This is a genomic window from Negadavirga shengliensis (assembly GCF_042652345.1).
Taxonomy (GTDB): Bacteria; Bacteroidota; Bacteroidia; order Cytophagales; family Cyclobacteriaceae; genus Negadavirga; species Negadavirga shengliensis.
Genome location: NZ_JBHSJJ010000013.1, coordinates 97,220 through 116,099 on the forward strand (window position 1 = coordinate 97,220; position 18,880 = coordinate 116,099).

14 protein-coding genes are annotated in these 18,880 nt (G+C 46.2%); 2 read left to right on the top strand and 12 right to left on the bottom strand.

All coding sequences use genetic code 11. The features are described 5' to 3' along the window. Positions 1-133 precede the first annotated feature (133 nt). Both ACFPFU_RS19225 and ACFPFU_RS19230 read left to right on the top strand, forming a co-directional pair. Positions 134-2,623 carry a glycoside hydrolase family 95 protein gene (locus ACFPFU_RS19225; protein ID WP_377067114.1) on the top strand — a complete coding sequence of 830 codons (2,490 nt, stop codon included), beginning with the start codon at positions 134-136 and terminating at the stop codon, positions 2,621-2,623. A 56-nt stretch (positions 2,624-2,679) separates the two neighbouring features. Further along, the gene (locus ACFPFU_RS19230; RefSeq protein ID WP_377067116.1) at positions 2,680-4,242 is read left to right on the top strand and encodes an MGH1-like glycoside hydrolase domain-containing protein; all 1,563 of its coding nucleotides are present in this window, start codon (positions 2,680-2,682) and stop codon (positions 4,240-4,242) included. 44 nt (positions 4,243-4,286) lie between these two features. Here ACFPFU_RS19230 and ACFPFU_RS19235 read toward each other — a convergent pair whose 3' ends face one another. The 12 genes from ACFPFU_RS19235 to ACFPFU_RS19290 form a co-directional block, all read right to left on the bottom strand. After that, positions 4,287-4,949: an HPP family protein gene (locus tag ACFPFU_RS19235; protein ID WP_377067118.1), complete on the bottom strand. Its 663-nt coding sequence runs from the start codon at positions 4,947-4,949 to the stop codon at positions 4,287-4,289. Between the two features lie 173 nt (positions 4,950-5,122). Beyond that, positions 5,123-5,848 (bottom strand): DNA alkylation repair protein, encoded by a 726-nt coding sequence (locus ACFPFU_RS19240; RefSeq protein WP_377067120.1) that lies wholly within the window; start codon positions 5,846-5,848, stop codon positions 5,123-5,125. Positions 5,849-5,931: 83 nt separating this feature from the next. Then, positions 5,932-8,373 (bottom strand): TonB-dependent receptor, encoded by a 2,442-nt coding sequence (locus ACFPFU_RS19245; protein WP_377067122.1) that lies wholly within the window; start codon positions 8,371-8,373, stop codon positions 5,932-5,934. Between the two features lie 264 nt (positions 8,374-8,637). Then, positions 8,638-9,504, bottom strand: coding sequence for a nucleoside phosphorylase (locus ACFPFU_RS19250; RefSeq protein ID WP_377067124.1), 867 nt, complete (start codon positions 9,502-9,504; stop codon positions 8,638-8,640). Next, entirely contained in the window at positions 9,485-10,480 is a 996-nt protein-coding gene (trhO, locus tag ACFPFU_RS19255; RefSeq protein WP_377067126.1) for an oxygen-dependent tRNA uridine(34) hydroxylase TrhO, read from the bottom strand. Before trhO ends, ACFPFU_RS19250 begins: the two co-directional genes overlap by 20 nt. A gap of 56 nt (positions 10,481-10,536) precedes the next feature. After that, positions 10,537-11,175, bottom strand: a complete 639-nt coding sequence (locus ACFPFU_RS19260) for an acetyltransferase (RefSeq protein ID WP_377067128.1) — start codon at positions 11,173-11,175, stop codon at positions 10,537-10,539. 53 nt (positions 11,176-11,228) lie between these two features. Then, positions 11,229-12,527 (bottom strand): DUF2851 family protein, encoded by a 1,299-nt coding sequence (locus tag ACFPFU_RS19265; RefSeq protein ID WP_377067130.1) that lies wholly within the window; start codon positions 12,525-12,527, stop codon positions 11,229-11,231. Positions 12,528-12,603: 76 nt separating this feature from the next. Beyond that, positions 12,604-13,422 (bottom strand): orotidine-5'-phosphate decarboxylase, encoded by an 819-nt coding sequence (gene pyrF / locus ACFPFU_RS19270; protein WP_377067132.1) that lies wholly within the window; start codon positions 13,420-13,422, stop codon positions 12,604-12,606. Positions 13,423-13,491: 69 nt separating this feature from the next. Next, positions 13,492-14,148 (bottom strand): outer membrane lipoprotein periplasmic chaperone LolA1, encoded by a 657-nt coding sequence (lolA1, locus tag ACFPFU_RS19275; protein ID WP_377067134.1) that lies wholly within the window; start codon positions 14,146-14,148, stop codon positions 13,492-13,494. A gap of 20 nt (positions 14,149-14,168) precedes the next feature. Beyond that, on the bottom strand, positions 14,169-16,637 hold the full coding sequence (locus ACFPFU_RS19280) for an FtsK/SpoIIIE family DNA translocase (protein WP_377067136.1): 2,469 nt from the start codon (positions 16,635-16,637) through the stop codon (positions 14,169-14,171). A 62-nt stretch (positions 16,638-16,699) separates the two neighbouring features. After that, positions 16,700-17,740, bottom strand: coding sequence for a quinone-dependent dihydroorotate dehydrogenase (locus ACFPFU_RS19285; protein WP_377067138.1), 1,041 nt, complete (start codon positions 17,738-17,740; stop codon positions 16,700-16,702). 714 nt (positions 17,741-18,454) lie between these two features. Beyond that, positions 18,455-18,766 (bottom strand): hypothetical protein, encoded by a 312-nt coding sequence (locus ACFPFU_RS19290; protein WP_377067140.1) that lies wholly within the window; start codon positions 18,764-18,766, stop codon positions 18,455-18,457. Positions 18,767-18,880 lie beyond the last annotated feature (114 nt).

Below are 18,880 nucleotides of genomic sequence, written 5' to 3' on the forward strand. Positions count from 1 at the left end.
ATCTTAGTGAGGTCGTTTTTGCTGTTGTATATTCAAATCTGAAAGCCAATATTTGGTGTGGTATCTGGGGAAGGCCTGTCGAATTCAGGAATTTCCCCATGATTCTGTACCCTGTTTCTTAACGTAACCGTAGATGATCTCCAAAGCCAAGATTCTTCCCATCAGCCTATTTTCAGTATCGATTTTAATTTTAACGGCCTCAAAAGTCTTATCCCAAACCTACGACGAACACCTCAGGCTTTGGTATGACAAACCAGCTGCTATATGGGATGAAGCTTTGCCTATCGGTAATGGCCGGCTTGGGGCCATGGTCTTTGGAACACCCGCCATGGAACGCCTCCAGCTTAACGAAGAAACGCTTTGGGCGGGATCTCCCAACAGCAACGCCCATGAAAAAGCGAGGGAGGCTTTGCCAGAAGTCCGGGAACTGGTTTTTGAGGGAAAATACCTGGAAGCCCAGACGCTGGCCACAGAGCAGATCATGTCCCAGACCAACCACGGCATGCCCTATCAGACCTTCGGGGACCTGTTTATTTCCTTTCCCGGTCATTCTGAATACAGGGAATATTACCGCGAGCTGGACATAGAAAATGCAGTTGCCTCGGTAAAATACCAGGTGGACGGCGTCAACTACGAAAGGGAGATGATCAGCGCCTTCGAGGACCAGGTGATCCTGGTGAAACTGACTTCTGACCAGCCGGGAAAAATCACCTGCAATGTACAGCTCAACAGTCCCCATGACAATGCAGACCCTTACACTGAAAATGGGCAGATTGTCCTTTCGGGCGTATCCAGCGCTCATGAGGGCCAACCCGGTAGGGTAAAGTTCCAGGGAAGGGTCCAAGCCAAAAACAAGGGCGGCACCGTGCAGGCAAAAGATGGTATCATCAGCATCAATGAAGCAGACGAAGTGCTGCTTTTTGTCTCCCTGGCTACCAACTTCAACAATTATCAGGACATCAGCGGCGATGAAAATGCCAGAAGCTCCATGTATTTAAAAACGGCGTGGAACAGAGACTATGAAGTCATGAAAGATGCCCACATCCGGTATTTTCGCCAATTTATGGACCGGGTGTCATTGGATTTGGGCGTAAACGGGGCGGTGGAGTTACCCACTGACCAGCGCGTAAAAGATTTTTCGGAAAGTTTTGATCCCCATCTGGCGGCCATGTACTTTCAGTTTGGCCGGTACCTGCTGATCTGCAGCTCGCAGCCGGAAGGCCAGCCTGCCAATCTGCAGGGCATTTGGAACGACAAGCTTTTCCCTTCCTGGGACAGCAAATACACGGTCAACATCAACGCGGAAATGAATTATTGGCCCGCTGAGGTGACCAACCTTTCTGAAATGCACGAGCCATTTCTCCAACTTATCCGCGAGGTACGTGAAACCGGCAAGGAAACCGCCCGGAAGATGTACGATTCAGATGGCTGGGTGCTTCACCACAACACCGATATCTGGAGGATTACAGGCCCTGTCGACAAAGCGCCCTCGGGTATGTGGCCTGCTGCAGGTGCCTGGCTTTGCCAGCATTTATGGGAAAGATACCTGCACACAGGTAACAGGGAATTTCTGAAAGAGGCCTACCCCATCATGAAGAGCGCTGCGGCTTTTTTTATGGATTTTATGATAGAAGAACCGGAAAACAACTGGTTGGTGGTGACACCCAGCAACTCACCTGAAAACGTGCATGCAGGCAGCGGGCGTAAAGCGACGACGGCGGCAGGCGTCACCATAGACAACCAGTTGGTCTTTGACCTTTTCAGCAACCTCATCAGGGCTAGCCGGATTTTGGACATGGACCATGATTTTGCAGAAACTTTGGCCCATACCAGAGAACGGCTTGCCCCCATGCAGATCGGCCGTTTGGGACAGCTGCAGGAATGGATGCATGATTGGGATGATCCCGAGGACAAACACCGACACGTATCCCATCTGTATGGCGTGGCCCCCAGCAACCAGATTTCGCCTATCCGTACGCCGGAGCTTTTTGATGCAGCCAGAACCTCGCTCTTATTCAGAGGTGACCCTTCCACCGGCTGGTCCATGGGCTGGAAAGTAAACCTCTGGGCCCGCTTTCTCGATGGCGACCATGCTTACAAACTGCTCACCGACCAACTTACCCTGGTGACGCCGGAAAAGCGGGGCGGAGGGACCTACCCCAATCTGCTGGACGCGCATCCACCATTCCAAATAGATGGCAATTTCGGTTGCACCGCCGGCATCGCGGAGATGTTGGTCCAAAGTCATGACGGCGCAGTACATATCCTGCCAGCCCTGCCATCCGTATGGAAAGAGGGAACCGTCAAAGGGCTGGTGACCCGGGGGGCTTTTGAGATTGTGGAAATGAGTTGGAAGGACAATAGGATCGATAAACTGGTAATCCGCTCCAAAATAGGCGGGAACCTGAGATTACGCACCGCCACGCGGCTAAGGGCGGAAAAAGGTTTTCGGATGAACCGGGGAAAAGGACCCAACCCCAACCATCTTTTCGATCTACCGCAAATCAAAGATCCGCTTATCTCTCCGGAGGCCCAACTCAACGACGTCACCCTTCCGGAGTTCTTGGAGTATGATATTGAAACAAAAGAGGGAGAGGTTTATACCTTTTACGGAAGGAAATAAATGATTGGAATAGAGATTTGATTTTTGAAAAATTTGTGCAGCATAAGAATAGGATAATGAACATTCATGCAATTTTATTAGGCATGTTTTTGATATGTCTTGCCTTATTGGGCAGTTGTGGTGACTGGACCCGGCAAGATGATCTTCTGACGCTGGAAAAAGAAGACTTCAGGCATTACGTGGATTATTTCAACCAAATGGAAGACGAAAACATCCTACAGGCCATTCCCAATGCGGAAGCATGGGAATGGATGGAGGCCAACATACCCTTGTTCGAATGTCCCCAAAAGAACTTTGAAGAGATTTTCTATTACCGATGGTGGACGTTAAGAAAGCACATCAAGGATACGCCCGTCGGTTATGCCATGACAGAATTTTTGGTGGACAGGCCTTATGCCGACCAATACAACCTGATCAGCTGTGCGCTGGGCCATCACATCTATGAATCCCGCTGGCTCCATGATCCCCAGTATCTGGAAGAATATGTGCATGTCTGGTTCAGGGGCAATGATGGCCAACCCATGGAAAAGCTCCGGGCTTTCAGCAGCTGGACAGCCGATGCCTTGTATAACAAATACCTAGTGGATCACAATGAAAGCTATCTGACAGATATGTTGCCGGATCTGGTGCGGGAATACCATGACTGGGAAAACGACAGGAGGCTCTTCTCCGGATTGTTCTGGCAGCATGATGTCAAGGATGGCATGGAAGAGTCCCTCAGCGGGGGAAGAAGAGAGCAAAATGCCCGGCCCACCATCAACAGCTATATGTTTGGCAATGCCGTTGCCCTCGCCAAGGTGGCTGCCATAAAGGGGGAAAAAGATCGGGAAGCATATTTTCAGGCCAAGGCAGACACTTTAAGGCATTTGGTCCAGAATTATTTATGGAACCCGGAATCCGGTTTTTTTGAGACGGTGAAAGAAAACGGGGAATTTGCCGGAGTCCGGGAGGCCATCGGTTTTATACCCTGGTATTTTAACCTTCCCGATCAGGGCTATGAAGAAGCATGGAAGCACCTTATGGATGAAGAAGGCTTTCTGGCTCCGTTTGGACTCACCACAGCCGAATGCAGACATCCCGAATTCAGGACCCATGGCTGTTGCAGCTGTGAGTGGGACGGCGCTGTCTGGCCTTTTGCCACATCACAGACCATGACGGCACTGGCCAACCTGTTGAACCACTATGAGCAGGATGTAGTCGGAAAGGAAGACTATTTCAAGCTGCTGGAAAGGTATGTGGAATCCCAGTATTACCGGGGCAGGCCCTATATTGGGGAATACCTGGACGAAACCACGGGTTTTTGGCTAAAGGGCGACCAGGAAAGAAGCCGCTATTACAACCATTCCACCTTCAATGACCTGCTGATCACCGGGTTGGTGGGATTAAGGCCCAGGGCTGACCAACAAATCGAGGTAAACCCTTTACTGCCTGCAGACAAATGGGACTGGTTTTGTCTGGATAATATCCCCTATCACGGTGACATTCTGACCATTATCTGGGACAGAACCGGTGAAAAATACCAGAAAGGCCAAGGGTTAACCGTCTTGGTTAATGGCAAAAAGGCAGGTCATTCGGACAACTTGGAAAGACTTACGGTACAAGCAGATGAAGCGGGCTGAAGGTCAGGATGGGCATATTCCAGCCACATTATCAGAAACCATTGCTATACCTTTTTATTTTTATTCTTATAAAAAGTTCTGGCCTTAGGATGCCATGATAGCAGCAGTCTCCGTGGATATTTCTTCAGCATCCCGTCGGTGGCGGTAAAGTCACTGTTGTAAGGGTAGCGCCTGTGTTTGGGAATATTGTTTATGATCAATCCGATCACCAATAAAACCAGGACACCTGACATCACCGGACTCAGCATATAGGAATAACCGAGGCCCGCTATTTTATCTGAACCGATCACTGCTATCAGCGCAGTCGCGCCGCCAGGCGGATGCAATGCTTTGAAAACCTGCATCAGGATAATGGAGAGGGAAACGGCCAAGGCGCTGCTTATCCAGAGCCATTCCATCCCTCCCAGTATTTTGAAAACGGATACGCCAACAAACGAGCCGATCAAATGGCCAAGGATCAGGTTGCGGGGCTGGGCAAGAGGACTGTGGGCTGCTCCATACACCAATACCGCCGATGCCCCAAAAGATCCAATGAGAAAAAGCTGTTCCTCCGCCGCAAACTCATGAAGCTTTGTCTGGATGTATCCGATAAGCCCAATACCCACAAAGGACCCGATAAACGTCCACAGATGGTTCTCGGGATCTAAAGTGGTTTGTTGGTAAACCACATACCTGGCTTTTTTATATCCTTTTTTGATTTTGCCCACAACCGGAACTTATATTTATCATATTGGCATAAAAAAATACGCCTGAAAAACACATCTTTGAAATCAAGGCGCAAAGGTAACAGAATATTGTTTTAATTCCTGATATCCGTGTCCATATCCGATCTGTAACCGCACTAAAAGAGCAAGGATGAAATAATCCTCCTCCTGATTTCTTAATTTGCCCAGTTTCCCGCCAGGATGGTTTTCCTGATCCCGGGATCAAATTTTTCAATCGCGTACCGCAACATCGTTCTTGGCATGACTTTATAATGCCGCTGTAAGAAGTCACAAGCCGATTGGTGATCCCGGTTGGCTATTTCCCGCAGCATCCACCCCACGGCCTTATGGATCAGATCATGGGGGTGGTTCAATAGGATTTCAGCGATTTTAAAAGTGTCCCGGAATTCACCCTGCCTGATAAAATGAAAGGTGGCCATCACCGCTATCCGCTGCCTCCACAGATCCCCGGAATCCGCAAAATCATACAAGATGCTTCTGTTTTTGTCCTCCAGCCAGCTGCCCAGTATTTTATCCGCTGAACTGTCTACCAAGTCCCAGTTATTGACACCATCCAGGTGATCGAGGTAAAAGCCGGCCCAAAAGGCTTTGTCCTTTGCTGTTTTTGATGTCCGGTATTTTTCAGTAAGCATAAAAAGGCCCGTGAGCCTGACTTCATGGTATTCGTGCCTTAGAAGCACAGCGAGCTCTGGAGCGCCTACCTTTTTCCAAAATTTTTTGGCAATGCTTCTTTGGACGGGGACTGTCACACCTAAGAATTTATCCCCTTCTCCGTATTCACCGGGGCCACATTTAAAAAACCGCGGGAAAAACGATGCTTTTTCGGCATGGGAAGCCGACTTCAGATCTGAAATGATTTGGGAAAAAACGGATGTCACCATAAACGGCTAAAATAGGATTTTTGAGAAAAAAATCCGGAAAAATGTCTTCTGGATCCCTTATTTTTATAGATAGTTTTTACAATTTAGAAATCACCGCCATCATCATCATCATCAAATTCCCGGTCATCGTCCCTCCCATTTCTTTTCTCTTTGAATCCGCCAAACCTATAGGTGAAGGAAAGCGTACCTATCCTTGTCTCCCTGTTGAACATACGGTCCTGAACAAACCGTGCGTCTTCATTCCTGATTCGGAAAATCCGGGTGTTGAAAATATCGCTCACATTAAGGCTGATCGTGGCATTGTCATTCATGACGTTTTTTCTGATGCCCGCATTGACGCCCCACATGGGTTCTATTTCCCCCTGTGGAAAAACCATGGGGCCCCGGTAGTTGCCCTGGATTTGAAGGGTGAACAAATCGGGGATGGCCATATTCGACAATAAACTCACCGTCCAGCTGAAATTACTGTTATTAAACCCCTGTTCGATGTTGTCACCAATGATTTCCGAATAGAAAAAGTTACCGGAAACAGTAGCATCCCACCAGTTGGTCAGCTGCATCTGATTAATAAGCTCCAAGCCGGTGTTGTTCCTCACATTCGCATTTTCCCTGGTCTGCACGGCTACATTGTCCTCACCCAGCCTGATGATCCGGGTCAAAACATTGGTGGAATATCTGTGATAAACGGTAGCATTGAACAAAAGCCGTTCCCATCCTTTCATATAGCCGAATTCATAGCTGTCTGTCATCTCAGGTTGTAAGAAGGGGTTACCGATACTAAGGTTAAGCAAATCCCTCACCCGGTAAAAAGGTGAAAGCGACCATAAGTTGGGTCTGGAGATCCTTCGGCTATAGTTGGCCGTGAATGCCTCTTCTTCGCCGATGTCATAACTCAGGTACATGCTGGGAAAGAGGTTGAAATAATTGTTGACCACCGTGCGTTGGTTGTTTCCCTGAAAGCTGATAGTCTCTGTATATTCTCCTCTTAAGCCGAACTGATAACCAAAATTGTTGGTATTGTTTCTGTAGCTGGCATAGGCAGCGTATACATCCTCCTTAAAACTAAAAGTATCACTGATGGTATCGTTTCTAACCGGCTCAAAACCTGTAGACTGATCCCCCTGCCTGAATTCCTGTATCCGGTCCCAGGAGCCAAAGGTACCTTTCAAACCGGACTCCAATCTGCCGCCATTCTGAAAGGGCTTCTCATAGTCCATCTGGAAAACATATAAATCGCTTGTCTGAGGCCTGTCATTGATCTGGAGAAGATAGTTGGCGGGAACTTCCTCGTGAGCGTTATTGTAAAACAACTGCTCATAATTCTCTACCTGAAATCTCTCATCCCTTGAAAATGACAAAGAGGTAAACAATCGTTGTCCCAACGTGTCGATCTCCCAATCATAACTCATCCCGGTTTCAAGATTGGTGCTTTCTCTCACATCATCCTGATTTCGCACAAAAAGGCTATCAAGGTTTCCCCCGCTATTGATGCTCCTTTGGTTAAGTTCATTGAAGGCCGTTCTGTCGCGGAAATTTCCCTGGGCATAAAAGCTAAAAACCTTATTATCAGCAATATTGTAATCCAGCCCTCCCCTGACCAAATGGGTTTTGTCAAAACGCTCTCCGTAAGAATCCTGATCCAGAACAGGGGAAATGTTGGGCAGGAAATTTTCACGATATGCTTCTGATTCGCGGAAAGTCCTTCTGTCCTGAAAACTATATGAAGCATAATAATTGACTTTTCCCGCCCCGTAATTCAGGTTAACCCCGGCATTATATTTATCCCGGGTGCCTATTGCCACATTGGCTTGACCATTAAATCCTGTTCTTTCATTTTTCTTCAAGATAATGTTGATGATACCACCTACCCCTGCGGCATCATACCTGGAAGACGGATTGGTAATCAGTTCGACGCTTTTGATGCTGTTGGCCGGAAACTGGGCCAAGATGGATTCGGCGTCGTCTCCGGAAAGATTGGAGGGCCTTCCATTGATGTAAATGAGAATGTCCCCACTGCCCCTCATGCTGATGCCTCCTTCATCGTCCACCTGTATGGAAGGCAGCGTTTCCAATAGCTCGGTAGCCGTGGCTCCTTCCGCCACGATGCTGTTTTCCACATCATACCTTCTTTTATCTATATCGGTTTCAAACATAGAGGTGACACCCTCCACCGTCACCTCATCCAGGCTGGCGGCATCATATACCAATTTGATATTACCCAGATTTACATTTCTCCTGTCACCTAAAGTCAGTCTTTGAAAATGGCTGTCGTAGCCAATAAAACCCACCCGTAGGATATATGACCCTGGCTTCGATACAAAACTAAAAGCCCCGTCAATATCGCTCATTCCTCCGGTGACTACCGATGAATCCGACTCATCCAAAAGTGCCACATTAGCAAATTCCAAGGGATTACCGCTTTCAGCTTCCTGCACCCTCCCTTTTAAAGTAACCTCCTGCGCCGCAACAACACCCACTATAAAAAATAATCCAAAAGAAGTATTTAAAATTTTCCAATCCATCATTTTTATGTTTTTCCGTTTAAATCTTTCACCGGTATGCAGCGCTGCGGAGGAGCGGCATATGATGATTTGAGTAGTATGAGAAGTGTAATACACCCCATTGTCCGGCTGAAATATGGCTTGCCCTAGAACACCACATAACCTGATTAATTATATATTTCCACTTAATATATAACACAATTAATATGCCCCTGTCCCCATAAAGTGTCAAAATTACGTAAGGGCAAGGATATCGTGATAGATGGTGAATAACGAAAAAGAAAGGTATTACAAAGAGAACTTCTCCAACGTGTGCAGAATCATTTCATCTAAAATCGCCTCTGTGTCAGAAATAAAGGTCTGGTTGATGCGGTTGGCCACAATGGCATTTAAACTCAACACCTCATGTCCCAGCAATTTCCCCAGTGCGTAGTAGCCCGCGGTTTCCATTTCAAAATTTGTAAAGGCATACTCACCCAAATTGATACTGCCCAGCAGGTTAAATATTTCCGGAAAGGCCGGTTCAAGCCTGACTTTTCTTCCCTGCGGCCCAAAAAAACCGGGACAGGTGACGGTGATTCCTTTTTGCATACTTTCCCCGAATCTGGCAAGTAACTTCCAGGATGCTTGGACACAATACGGGGTATAGGGGAGGCCAAGCTTTTCCCGGACAGCAGCAGCCAGTTGCGATGCCATGCCATGCTGCGGCAGGTGATAATAGACCATCAGGCTATCAAGACCCAAACCATATGCCGAAGCCAGGTGGGTTCCTGCCGGGATGCTTTCCTGCATGCTTCCCGATGTTCCCACCCTGACGATTTCCAGAGAAGTGTGCTTACTTTTTGGCGTCCTTGATGAAAAATCAACGTTGAACAATGCATCCAGTTCGGTCAAAAAAATGTCGATATTGTCCGTTCCCATACCGGTGCTCATCACGGAAAGGCGTTTTCCCTTGTACCAACCTGTATGGGTAACAAATTCCCGTTTATGGGCTTTCAAATCTATTGTATCAAAATACCGGGTAATTTTTTCCACCCGCTCCGGGTCACCTACCGTGATGATGGAATCCGCCACCTGACCGGGCTTGAGGTTCAGATGGTAGATACTTCCGTCAGGATTGATGATCAGTTCCGATTCAGGAATCGGCCTTATCATAAAAGGATGATTTTATTTTTTCTTTGTTCGGTTTTTGATAAAAACCTTTATAAGGATTGTATCCATTGGTGTTTTTTTGATAGTACCCGGTGCCGTTGTAAGGCCTTTTCTTGGGGTGGCCTTTACATTGAACCGAACAGGCCCCCTCGTATTCCCAGCCACAGGATTCACAGATGGGGATGTGTTCATTGCATTCCGGATTGGCGCAGTTGACCATTCTGTCGCAATGGGTACCACAGATATAGCATTTGGATATGACCTTGGGATTGACCTGGTTGACCTCTATGGCTAATCTGTTATCAAACACATAGCATTTTCCTTCAAAGTCCTCACCCCCTGCTTCCATCCCGTATTTGATGATACCGCCATGTAGCTGGTACACATCCTGAAATCCTTGTTCCAACAGGTAAGCAGAAGCTTTTTCGCACTTGATCCCACCGGTGCAGTAGGTGAGTACCTTTTTGTTTTTCAGATGCTCCAGTTCTTTGATTTTGCCGGGAAAATCCCTGAAGTTTTCTATGTCCAGCCGGACGGCGTTTTTAAAGTGGCCAAGTTCGTGTTCGTAGTTGGATCGTACGTCCAGCACGACGACATCGTCCTGGTCTTTCATTGCCTTGAATTCATGCGGCTCCAGGTGCTTACCTGTTTTTTCCCGGGGATTCAGATGCCGGAGGCCGGAATGGACAATCTCCTCTTTTGCCCGTACATTGATCTTGGCGAAAGCATGGCTGTGGTGCGTGTCAATTTTAAACTCCGTGTCGGCAAACCGTGGGTCTGATTTTATATAATCCATGTACTTCACACAATCCTCCTTCAGGCCCGACACCGTACCATTCAGCCCTTCCGATGAGATGATGATCCTTCCCCGAATGTTGTTTTCGATGCAGAACAAATGATGTTCCTCTCGGTATGCCGCTGGATCCTCGATCCCGGCATAGCAATAATACAATAAGATATGATATTGTTGGTTCTCCATAACTGTCGCCCTGCTGCAAACAGGGTGTCTGGCATAATTTATTTAACTGATTTTCTTTATCTTTCGATCACCTGAGCCGGGTTTCCGAACACGGTCTGTCCATCTTCTACATCGGCTATCACCACAGATCCGGCGCCTACCCTTGCATTTTTGCCGATTTTCACACCTGACACCACAACGGCTCCTGTGCCGATGAACGCCCCATCTTGGATTTTAACGTCCGAATTGATCACTGCCCCTGCCCCCACTTGGACAAAATCCCCGATCTCCGCATGGTGTTCCACAGTGGCGTTGGTATGGAAGATGCCATGGTGCCCCACAGTGGCCCCTGCCCCTATATTTACTTTGGCATTGATAAAATTGCCATGGCCTATCGCCGCATCAGTAGAAATATAGGCGAGTTTATGGATGGCATTGATAGGCTGTACCTTCCTCCTTTCGTTCAACAGCTTGACGAGGAATTTTCTGTATTTGGCATCATCCGCCGCCACAAAGGCCTCACATTTTTTCCCAACAAGCTTCAGAAAGCCGTCATCTTCCGGGTTACCCAAAACCGCCACGTTGTTGATTTCCTTTTGATGAAGTTTCTCATCTTCATCCAAAAAGCCATAAATCACCAAGTCATGGCTGTTAAAAATCTCCAAGGCCGCATGGGCTATACCTTTGGCACCAAATATAATGATGGGTTTCTCCATAAATAGCTGATTTGAGGGGCAAAATTACGGTAAATTAAGCTCCTATGCAACGGTCATTTCAGGGATGGTCTGAGCAGGGTCTGACCGATCTTGCAGTCCAGACACTTTTTATGGGAGCAATAATGGTTGAATAGCCCCAACATGCCCTGGCTGTCATACGCATTATGCGGTTCCCAACCCTCTTCTTCATATTTCCGGATAATCCCATTTTGTTCAGCAGGTATATCCTGCAAAAAATTAAAGCACTTTTCCTGCCAGTCGGCCAACTCAGAAAACCGCCCATAAGCGTACCAAAGGGGAATGACAAAATTAATGGCAAGAAGATCCAACACCACCTGACTTAATGCGCCGTTGAGGCGTTTTTTATTTTCTTTGCCAAAATAGTGGTGGGTCCGCCAATAAGCAGAGACCTCCACCTTCAGGATGGAATGGAAGGTCTCCCTGTTATCCAGTTCATACAATACATTTGAAAACAGGTTGGGGCTTTTCCCGAGGAGGACAGCTACCTGAGCCAATCTGATTGTCGGGTAGTTGGACGGCCTTACCTTCATGAACTTCCATTCGCCCGGATAAACACCGTTTTTTAAATTGTACTTTTTAACGAGGAAAAGATACTCCTGCCTCAGTTTCCGGTAATATTCGTCTCCCTGCTCCGCGTTGAGCATCCCTGCCTGACCAAAAACCAGGGCTTCCTGGATTTCAGGTCTACCCGAATTTTTCTTTAAAAGCTTGAAGGAAAGGGATTTGGCCAGCTTCAACATGGCATCGCTGTTGGTCTTGAAGCCAAAGCAATAAAACAGCCACTGGTAGGCTGTTTCCTCCCAATCGTTCTGATTTTGCTCCAGTAATCCCAGTACTGCTTCACTCTTTTGCTGAAGCCGTTCCACCAAAGCTTTCTCCAACATGGAAAACCGAAGTATTTCCGGTATTAAGGAGAGCCCTTCGCTGCATAATATTTTCCTTTGAGAGAAAAGCAGTCTTTCGTAATTCCTTACCACATCCAGCATAACCTTTCCCTGAAGTTCCAGTGTGGGTATGGTTGTGCCATCTTCCCGGCAAGGCTCTTGGTCATGCTTCCATACCACGTGCAGTATCACGGCATTGTATCTTGTATCGCGCTGGTGCTGATGGTTCTTCCAGTCAGAGGAGTGCATATGTATCTCTATATGCCCAAAATAATCGATGCCGTCAAGCTGTATTTGGGCTTCCATAAAATCAGGTCCTTCATGCCGGTTGTGATAGCCTATCTTCAAAATAGATAAGGGTAAACCTTGGCTGGTTTGCAGCAGCTTTTTGTCAAAATACTGGTACTTCCATACCAAGTGTAGAAAATCTTCCTGAAAGCCAAACATAAAAATCAGTTAAAAACATCAATACATTACAAAATAGTGTAAAAAATCAAAATTCAGAAAATATATTTCAAATAATTTACTTACAGTACTTTTCAAGCAAGTCTTCCATGGTGTTGTGCAGTTTGCTGGCCTCCTGTTTTGCCGCCCAGCCAAAGTCCTTGTCACTGGAGGCATATATGATGCTTCTGGAGGAATTGACCAAAAGGCCGCAATCTTTATTCATGCCGTATTTGGCCACTTCTTCCAAGCTCCCTCCCTGGGCTCCCACCCCCGGAACCAATAGAAAATGGCCCGGTACGATTTTGCGGACATCAGCGATTTTCTCGCCTTTGGTGGCTCCCACCACATACATCATGTTGTCGCTGTTTCCCCATTTTTGGCTTTTCTCCAGGACGGTTTCAAACAGGCATTTGCCGTTTTCAGTTTTCATCAATTGGAAATCCAGGCTTCCGAAATTGGATGTGAGGCCCAAAAGAATGACCCACTTGTCCTGGAAGCCCAAAAAAGGCATGACACTGTCCTCTCCCATATAAGGAGCAACAGTCACCGCATCAAAATCCATCCTTTCAAAAAAAGCTTTGGCGTAAAGTCTGGAAGTATTACCAATATCCCCTCTCTTGGCATCGGCAATGGTGAATACCCCACCAGGAATATATTCCAAAGTTTTTTCCAACGACTCCAGGCCTCTGGGACCCAGCGCCTCATAGAATGCGAGATTAGGTTTATAGGCTACTGCAAAATCTATGGTGTGGTCAATGATAATTTTATTGAATTCAAAAAGCGGGTCCGGTCCTTTCTGAAGGTGAGCCGGCAATTTCTCCAATGAGGGATCCAATCCCACGCATAAAAAAGAGGATTTTTCTTTAATTAATCTTAGAAGTTCTGTTTTTGTCATAATCCGTAAAAAAGATCTTTTACTGCTAAAATGTCCCGACTACAGGCAGGCTTTATCGAATTTGATTCCCTATCTGAGGTCGATAATTTCAATATTTTGATAATTTTTTTTATTGAAGACAAAATAATCGTCCATAATCTCTACATCATTCTTTAGTTCTTTGAAAGTGTATTTGAACGTACCCCCCATATCATCGCTTATTTCCCATGCCAACAAATCATTTTTACTTTTATCAATGAACAATTTGATTTGTTTAAACTGGGATGAGCGCTTGTTCGTGGTCAGGAGGATTTCATATACGGGCGTTCCGTTCAATGTGCCTTCTCCCAAAAGTTCCGCCTCATAGCCTTTTTTATAAATGTTATAAATATTAGAAGGAGTCAGTTCTTCCGTTTCATCATCCACATTATTGATGGTTACTTCCTGATAACGATTGGATTTGATCAAAGTCCAGACCGTTTTGCCATCATTATAAATTTCCTGATCGTCCAACACCAGCTTGTATTTGTCTCCCTTTACCGTTACTTCCCCCACATTGGACTGCACAGGCCCCTCTGCTTCCGTAGCATACGTATATTCAAATACGGCCCTAAAACCGTTGAGCTTTTGATACTTTTCGCTAACCCTAGACAAAATTTCCTTTGCACTGGGTTCTCTTTGGGCAGAAAGATGTACTGGAATTACGCTAATAAGAAGAATAAATACTATGATTTTTACTATTTTCATTTTAAAACCCTCAAAATTTTTTATAGATTACTCAATAACTGTTCCAAACTTGCTTCGTCCTGTATTAAAACTTCTCTTGCCTTACTTCCTTCAAAAGGCCCCACGATTCCCGCCGCTTCCAACTGATCAATGATCCTGCCAGCCCGGTTGTATCCCAGCTTTAATTTCCTCTGTATCAGGGAGGTACTTCCCTGTTGGTGCAAAACAATAAGCCTCGCCGCTTCATCAAACAAGGGATCCCTGTCGGCCAGATCGATGTCCCCTATACCTCCGTCACCATCCTCTCCGACAAACTCGGGAAGCAGATAGGCATCGCTGTATCCGCGCTGCTCTCCTATCCAGTCACAGATGGCATCGACTTCAGGTGTATCCAAAAAGGCGCACTGGAGTCGGATCACATCGGACCCCATGGACAACAACATATCTCCCATGCCGATCAACTGCTCTGCGCCGCCCGCATCCAAGATGGTCCTGCTGTCTATTTTGGAAGTGACCCTGAATGATAACCGGGCAGGAAAATTCGCCTTGATGATACCCGTGATCACATTGACAGAGGGCCTTTGGGTAGCCACTACCAAGTGGATGCCAATGGCCCGGGCCAACTGGGCCAGCCTGGCAATGGGCCCTTCAATTTCTTTACCAGCCGTCATCATCAAGTCCGCCAGTTCGTCAATCACCAATACGATATAAGGCAAAAATTGATGCCCTTTTTCAGGATTGAGTTTTCTGGCCACAAACTTTGCGTTGTACTCTTTTAGATTACGGCATCCCGCATCCTTAAGCAGATCGTAGCGGTTATCCATTTCAATACAAAGAGAATTCAGCGTATAAATGACTTTCTTGGTATCGGTGATGATGGCCTCCTCAGAATTGGGAAGCTTTGCCAGAAAATGCCTTTCAATTTTATTGAAGAGGGTAAGCTCTACTTTTTTGGGGTCCACCAATACCAGCTTCAGCTGGGAAGGATGCTTCTTATACACAAGGGAGGCCAGAATCATGTTGAGCCCGACGGATTTACCCTGCCCGGTAGCCCCTGCCATTAGCAAATGGGGCATTTTGGAAAGGTCCATCACGAACACCTCATTGGATATGGTTTTGCCGAGGGCCACCGGGAGTTCCTTGTCACTTTTCATGAACTTCTCCGTACCCAATACAGACCTTGCCGCCACTAGCTCCCTGTTTTTATTGGGAACCTCTATGCCTATGGTGCCTTTGCCTGGAATGGGTGCAATGATCCTGATGCCTAATGCCGCCAGATTCAACGCAATATCGTCTTCCAGGTTTTTGATTTTACTGATTTTAACTCCTGGATCGGGTATGATTTCGTAAAGGGTAACTGTGGGGCCGATGGTGGCCTTGATCTCCTGTATGCCAATCTTAAAGTTGACCAAGGTTTCCACGATTTTGTTTTTATTGTCCTCCAGCTCCTGCCGGGTGACCGTTACCCTTTGCTGGTCATATTCATTCAAAAGATCAAGCGTAGGATACCGGTAACTCGGCAGGTCAAGGGTGGGATCGTAAGGATCGAGGTTTTCCACATGATCGGCTGTTTTTTCCACCTCACGGTTTTGGATGATGAAATTGTCCTCCTTGTCTTCTTCAAACAGATCATCTTCCTCCACCAGGGTTTTGTCCTCCACGTTGAATGCAGGCCCCTCTGTAGCAGCGGGCTTGGATGTTTTAGCGCCCTCATCAATCCGCCAGCTGTTGGCTTCAGGTTCGCCCTCTCCGGCCCTTTCACTATTTGGCAGCTCAGGAGTGAATTCATCCGTCTCACTTGTTTCGCCCAGGAATTCCGTCTCCAAGTCTGCCTCATCAAATTCAGCGGTCTCCAGGTGCTGTTTTTCATCGGCGGTAAACCAATTGATGCTATCGATGTTAAAGAAGAAGATCACGAATATCAACAGAGAACCGAATATCAGTATAAAAGTCCCCCATCCCAGAAATTCATCCGAAAGCAGGGCAAGTTCATAGCCGAAACCTCCGCTGAGAAAACCCAAATAATTGTAATCTTCCATCAGGTGGACAAAGTAACCCATCAACAACCCCAGCCAGAACAGGAAAAAGAGCGAAAATGCACTGTATCGCGTGAGGGACACCAGGTCCCTTTTGAAAGAAAGTCTAAATCCGATGAGAAATAGGAAAGGAGGAAATAGCAAAGCCGCCAGGCCAAACCATCGGTAGATAAAATAGTGGGCCATCAGGGCTCCTGAATATCCAAGCCAGTTTTGGGCCTCGACAGCCTGGTTTCGGATGGATTCTCCTGTTTCCCCCACGATGACACTTTGATCCGCCTGTCCTGAAAAAAGATAACTCAGAAAAGCCAAAAATAAAAATACGGCAAACATCATAAAAAGAATGCCGAAGGATAACCCCCACCTTTTATCTTTAAAGATACTCCGTTTGACCGAAGTCTTTTCCTGCGCAGAGGGTTTTTTGGAATGTTCCTTTTTCTTAAAAGTATTTTTTTTATATGTATTCACAGCCATTTTGGTTCCGTTCTTCCTCAATCAGGATGTAATTTAATGCTTGCTTCAGAAAATAAGAAATGCTATTCTTTATTAAGCCCTACTATTCCTTTTTTAATGCGCTTGATCAATGCCGGGCCCTCATAAATCATTCCGGTGTAAACCTGAACAAGACTTGCGCCGGCATTTAGCTTTTCGATGGCATCCTCAGCACTGAATATCCCTCCAACACCGATGATGGGAAAGCGGTTTTCTGATTTATCCGCAAGGTACCGAATTACTTCTGTACTTCTCTTTTTAAGGCTCCTGCCGCTCAAGCCCCCGGCACCGATGGTATCCACTTTCTCCTTGGCCGTTTTAAGATTACTCCGGTCGATCGTCGTATTGGTGGCGATGATGCCATCCAAGTTCGTTTCCAATACGATTTCCACGATGTCATCCAACTGCCCGTTTGTCAAATCCGGGGCTATTTTCAAAAGAATCGGCTTCGGTTTTTCCTGCCGGGCATTGCTTTCCTTTACGGCTTCCAGCAATTTCTTCAAAGGTTCTTTTTCCTGCAATTCCCGCAGGTTGGGGGTATTGGGGGAACTGATGTTGACTACAAAATAATCCACGTAGGGATGAAGCGTTTCCAGGCAATAGAGGTAATCATCCACCGCGTTTTCATTGGGGGTGAGTTTGTTTTTGCCGATATTGCCGCCAACCAGCACCTTGGACTTTCTTTTTTTTAACCTTTCCACTGCTCCCAATACGCCCTCGTTGTTGAACCCCATCCTATTGATCAGGGCCTGGTCTTCCGGTAACCTGAAAAGCCTTGGCTTGGGATTACCCTCCTGGGGTTTGGGGGTAAGGGTGCCGATCTCAATAAAGCCAAATCCCAGCATGGCCATCTCGTCTATCAATTTGGCATCTTTGTCAAACCCGGCGGCCAAGCCTACCGGATTGCTGAATTTGAGACCAAACACCTCCCTTTCCAATACCGGGTTCTCATATTTGAATATCCTGTTAATAGATGGTTTGATTAAGGGCAGGTTAAAAAGCCGCTTGATCCAAGAGAAAGTAAAATGGTGTGCCGCCTCCGGCTGTTTTGTAAACAACAAAGGTTTGAAGATGGATTTGTACACAGTATGGTCAGGTTTGGTCCAGGCCGCTAAATTAATTCAATTCTCCGATTTACACTTGATCCTTTTTTGTTTAAACTCAAAAATCACTGCTTCTTGTATAAAGATCCGGCAATTTGTTCCGGGGTTTTCTAAATAAACAGAAAATCATTATGATTAGTATGATATATCAATATAGTATTTTTTCTCAGAATATTATAGGCATGAATTAATATAACGTGAGTTCGGAATAAGAACGTCTAAAAAAGCCGTCTGTCGTCACGGCGAACTCTTTTTGGGGGATTAATAGGCTGGAAAATGGTGCGGTAGTCTTCTTTCGTAAGGAGATTCCCACGGCTCCACCCCATAGACCAGCCCCACGCGCCTCGGAATGACGGCTTTTTTACAAAAAAACGTCCCCGAACTCACGTTGATATAAAATCAAAATCACGGTGTTTATAGAAGTATTGACGGGGGTGTGAAAATCAGTTCGCAAAATGCTACTTAAAAACTTCCCAGACATAGACATTAAGTGAAAGCGGCTTTTTGGTTATTTGCCGCTTGCATTTTTTATAGGCCGAAAAAAGTGCATCCGGCTTTTTTTGAATTTGGCTCATCAGAACAAATGAGCTTCGCCTGAGTGTCTTCTCACAGGCCGCGCGGTAGAGCGATTTACATATAAAAAGGCCACCCCGGCATGTTTATCGCTGGAAGGTAATTGTTTTTGCCAATGAAACCCTATTTGAAAAGATTATTGATGGCTGCTATCAACGCGGAAAAGCCTTCCTTAAAGTGTTGGAGGGACTCCTGAAGCTTGGGCTCCACATCTTTTCGTCTGCCCTTGTATTTATTTTCAAACTGTTTTTTCTTCTCCTTAAGGTCTTTCTCCAGTTTTTCTTTATTTTTTTTCAGTTCCTGGATCTTTTCTTCGATTTCATCCCTTGCCTCTCCCGTAGCCTGGGCCCCTTTTTCGATCAAAATTTCGATTTTGCTCCCGATGTCCTGAAGCATTTTTTCGATTTCATCAAACGCAGATTTCTTCTTGGCCATTCTTTAAGAGGTTAGTTCTTCTGATAAATGTAATCATTTTTTGCAGAAACGTCTGATTTTTGAAAGGCATAATTCCAGTGCAGGGATTTTTATGTTTTACTTTTTATATGGTAA

Excerpts from the sequence above, each read along its gene's own strand:
- ACFPFU_RS19260 (WP_377067128.1), bottom strand. The coding sequence starts at position 11,175 with ATGGAGAAACCCATCATTATATTTGGTGCCAAAGGTATAGCCCATGCG.
- ACFPFU_RS19250 (WP_377067124.1), bottom strand. The coding sequence starts at position 9,504 with ATGATAAGGCCGATTCCTGAATCGGAACTGATCATCAATCCTGACGGA.
- ACFPFU_RS19245 (WP_377067122.1), bottom strand. The coding sequence starts at position 8,373 with ATGATGGATTGGAAAATTTTAAATACTTCTTTTGGATTATTTTTTATA.
- trhO (WP_377067126.1), bottom strand. The coding sequence starts at position 10,480 with ATGGAGAACCAACAATATCATATCTTATTGTATTATTGCTATGCCGGG.
- ACFPFU_RS19225 (WP_377067114.1), top strand. The coding sequence starts at position 134 with ATGATCTCCAAAGCCAAGATTCTTCCCATCAGCCTATTTTCAGTATCG.
- ACFPFU_RS19290 (WP_377067140.1), bottom strand. The coding sequence starts at position 18,766 with ATGGCCAAGAAGAAATCTGCGTTTGATGAAATCGAAAAAATGCTTCAG.
- ACFPFU_RS19230 (WP_377067116.1), top strand. The coding sequence starts at position 2,680 with ATGAACATTCATGCAATTTTATTAGGCATGTTTTTGATATGTCTTGCC.
- ACFPFU_RS19240 (WP_377067120.1), bottom strand. The coding sequence starts at position 5,848 with ATGGTGACATCCGTTTTTTCCCAAATCATTTCAGATCTGAAGTCGGCT.
- pyrF (WP_377067132.1), bottom strand. The coding sequence starts at position 13,422 with ATGACAAAAACAGAACTTCTAAGATTAATTAAAGAAAAATCCTCTTTT.
- lolA1 (WP_377067134.1), bottom strand. The coding sequence starts at position 14,148 with ATGAAAATAGTAAAAATCATAGTATTTATTCTTCTTATTAGCGTAATT.
- ACFPFU_RS19265 (WP_377067130.1), bottom strand. The coding sequence starts at position 12,527 with ATGTTTGGCTTTCAGGAAGATTTTCTACACTTGGTATGGAAGTACCAG.
- ACFPFU_RS19280 (WP_377067136.1), bottom strand. The coding sequence starts at position 16,637 with ATGGCTGTGAATACATATAAAAAAAATACTTTTAAGAAAAAGGAACAT.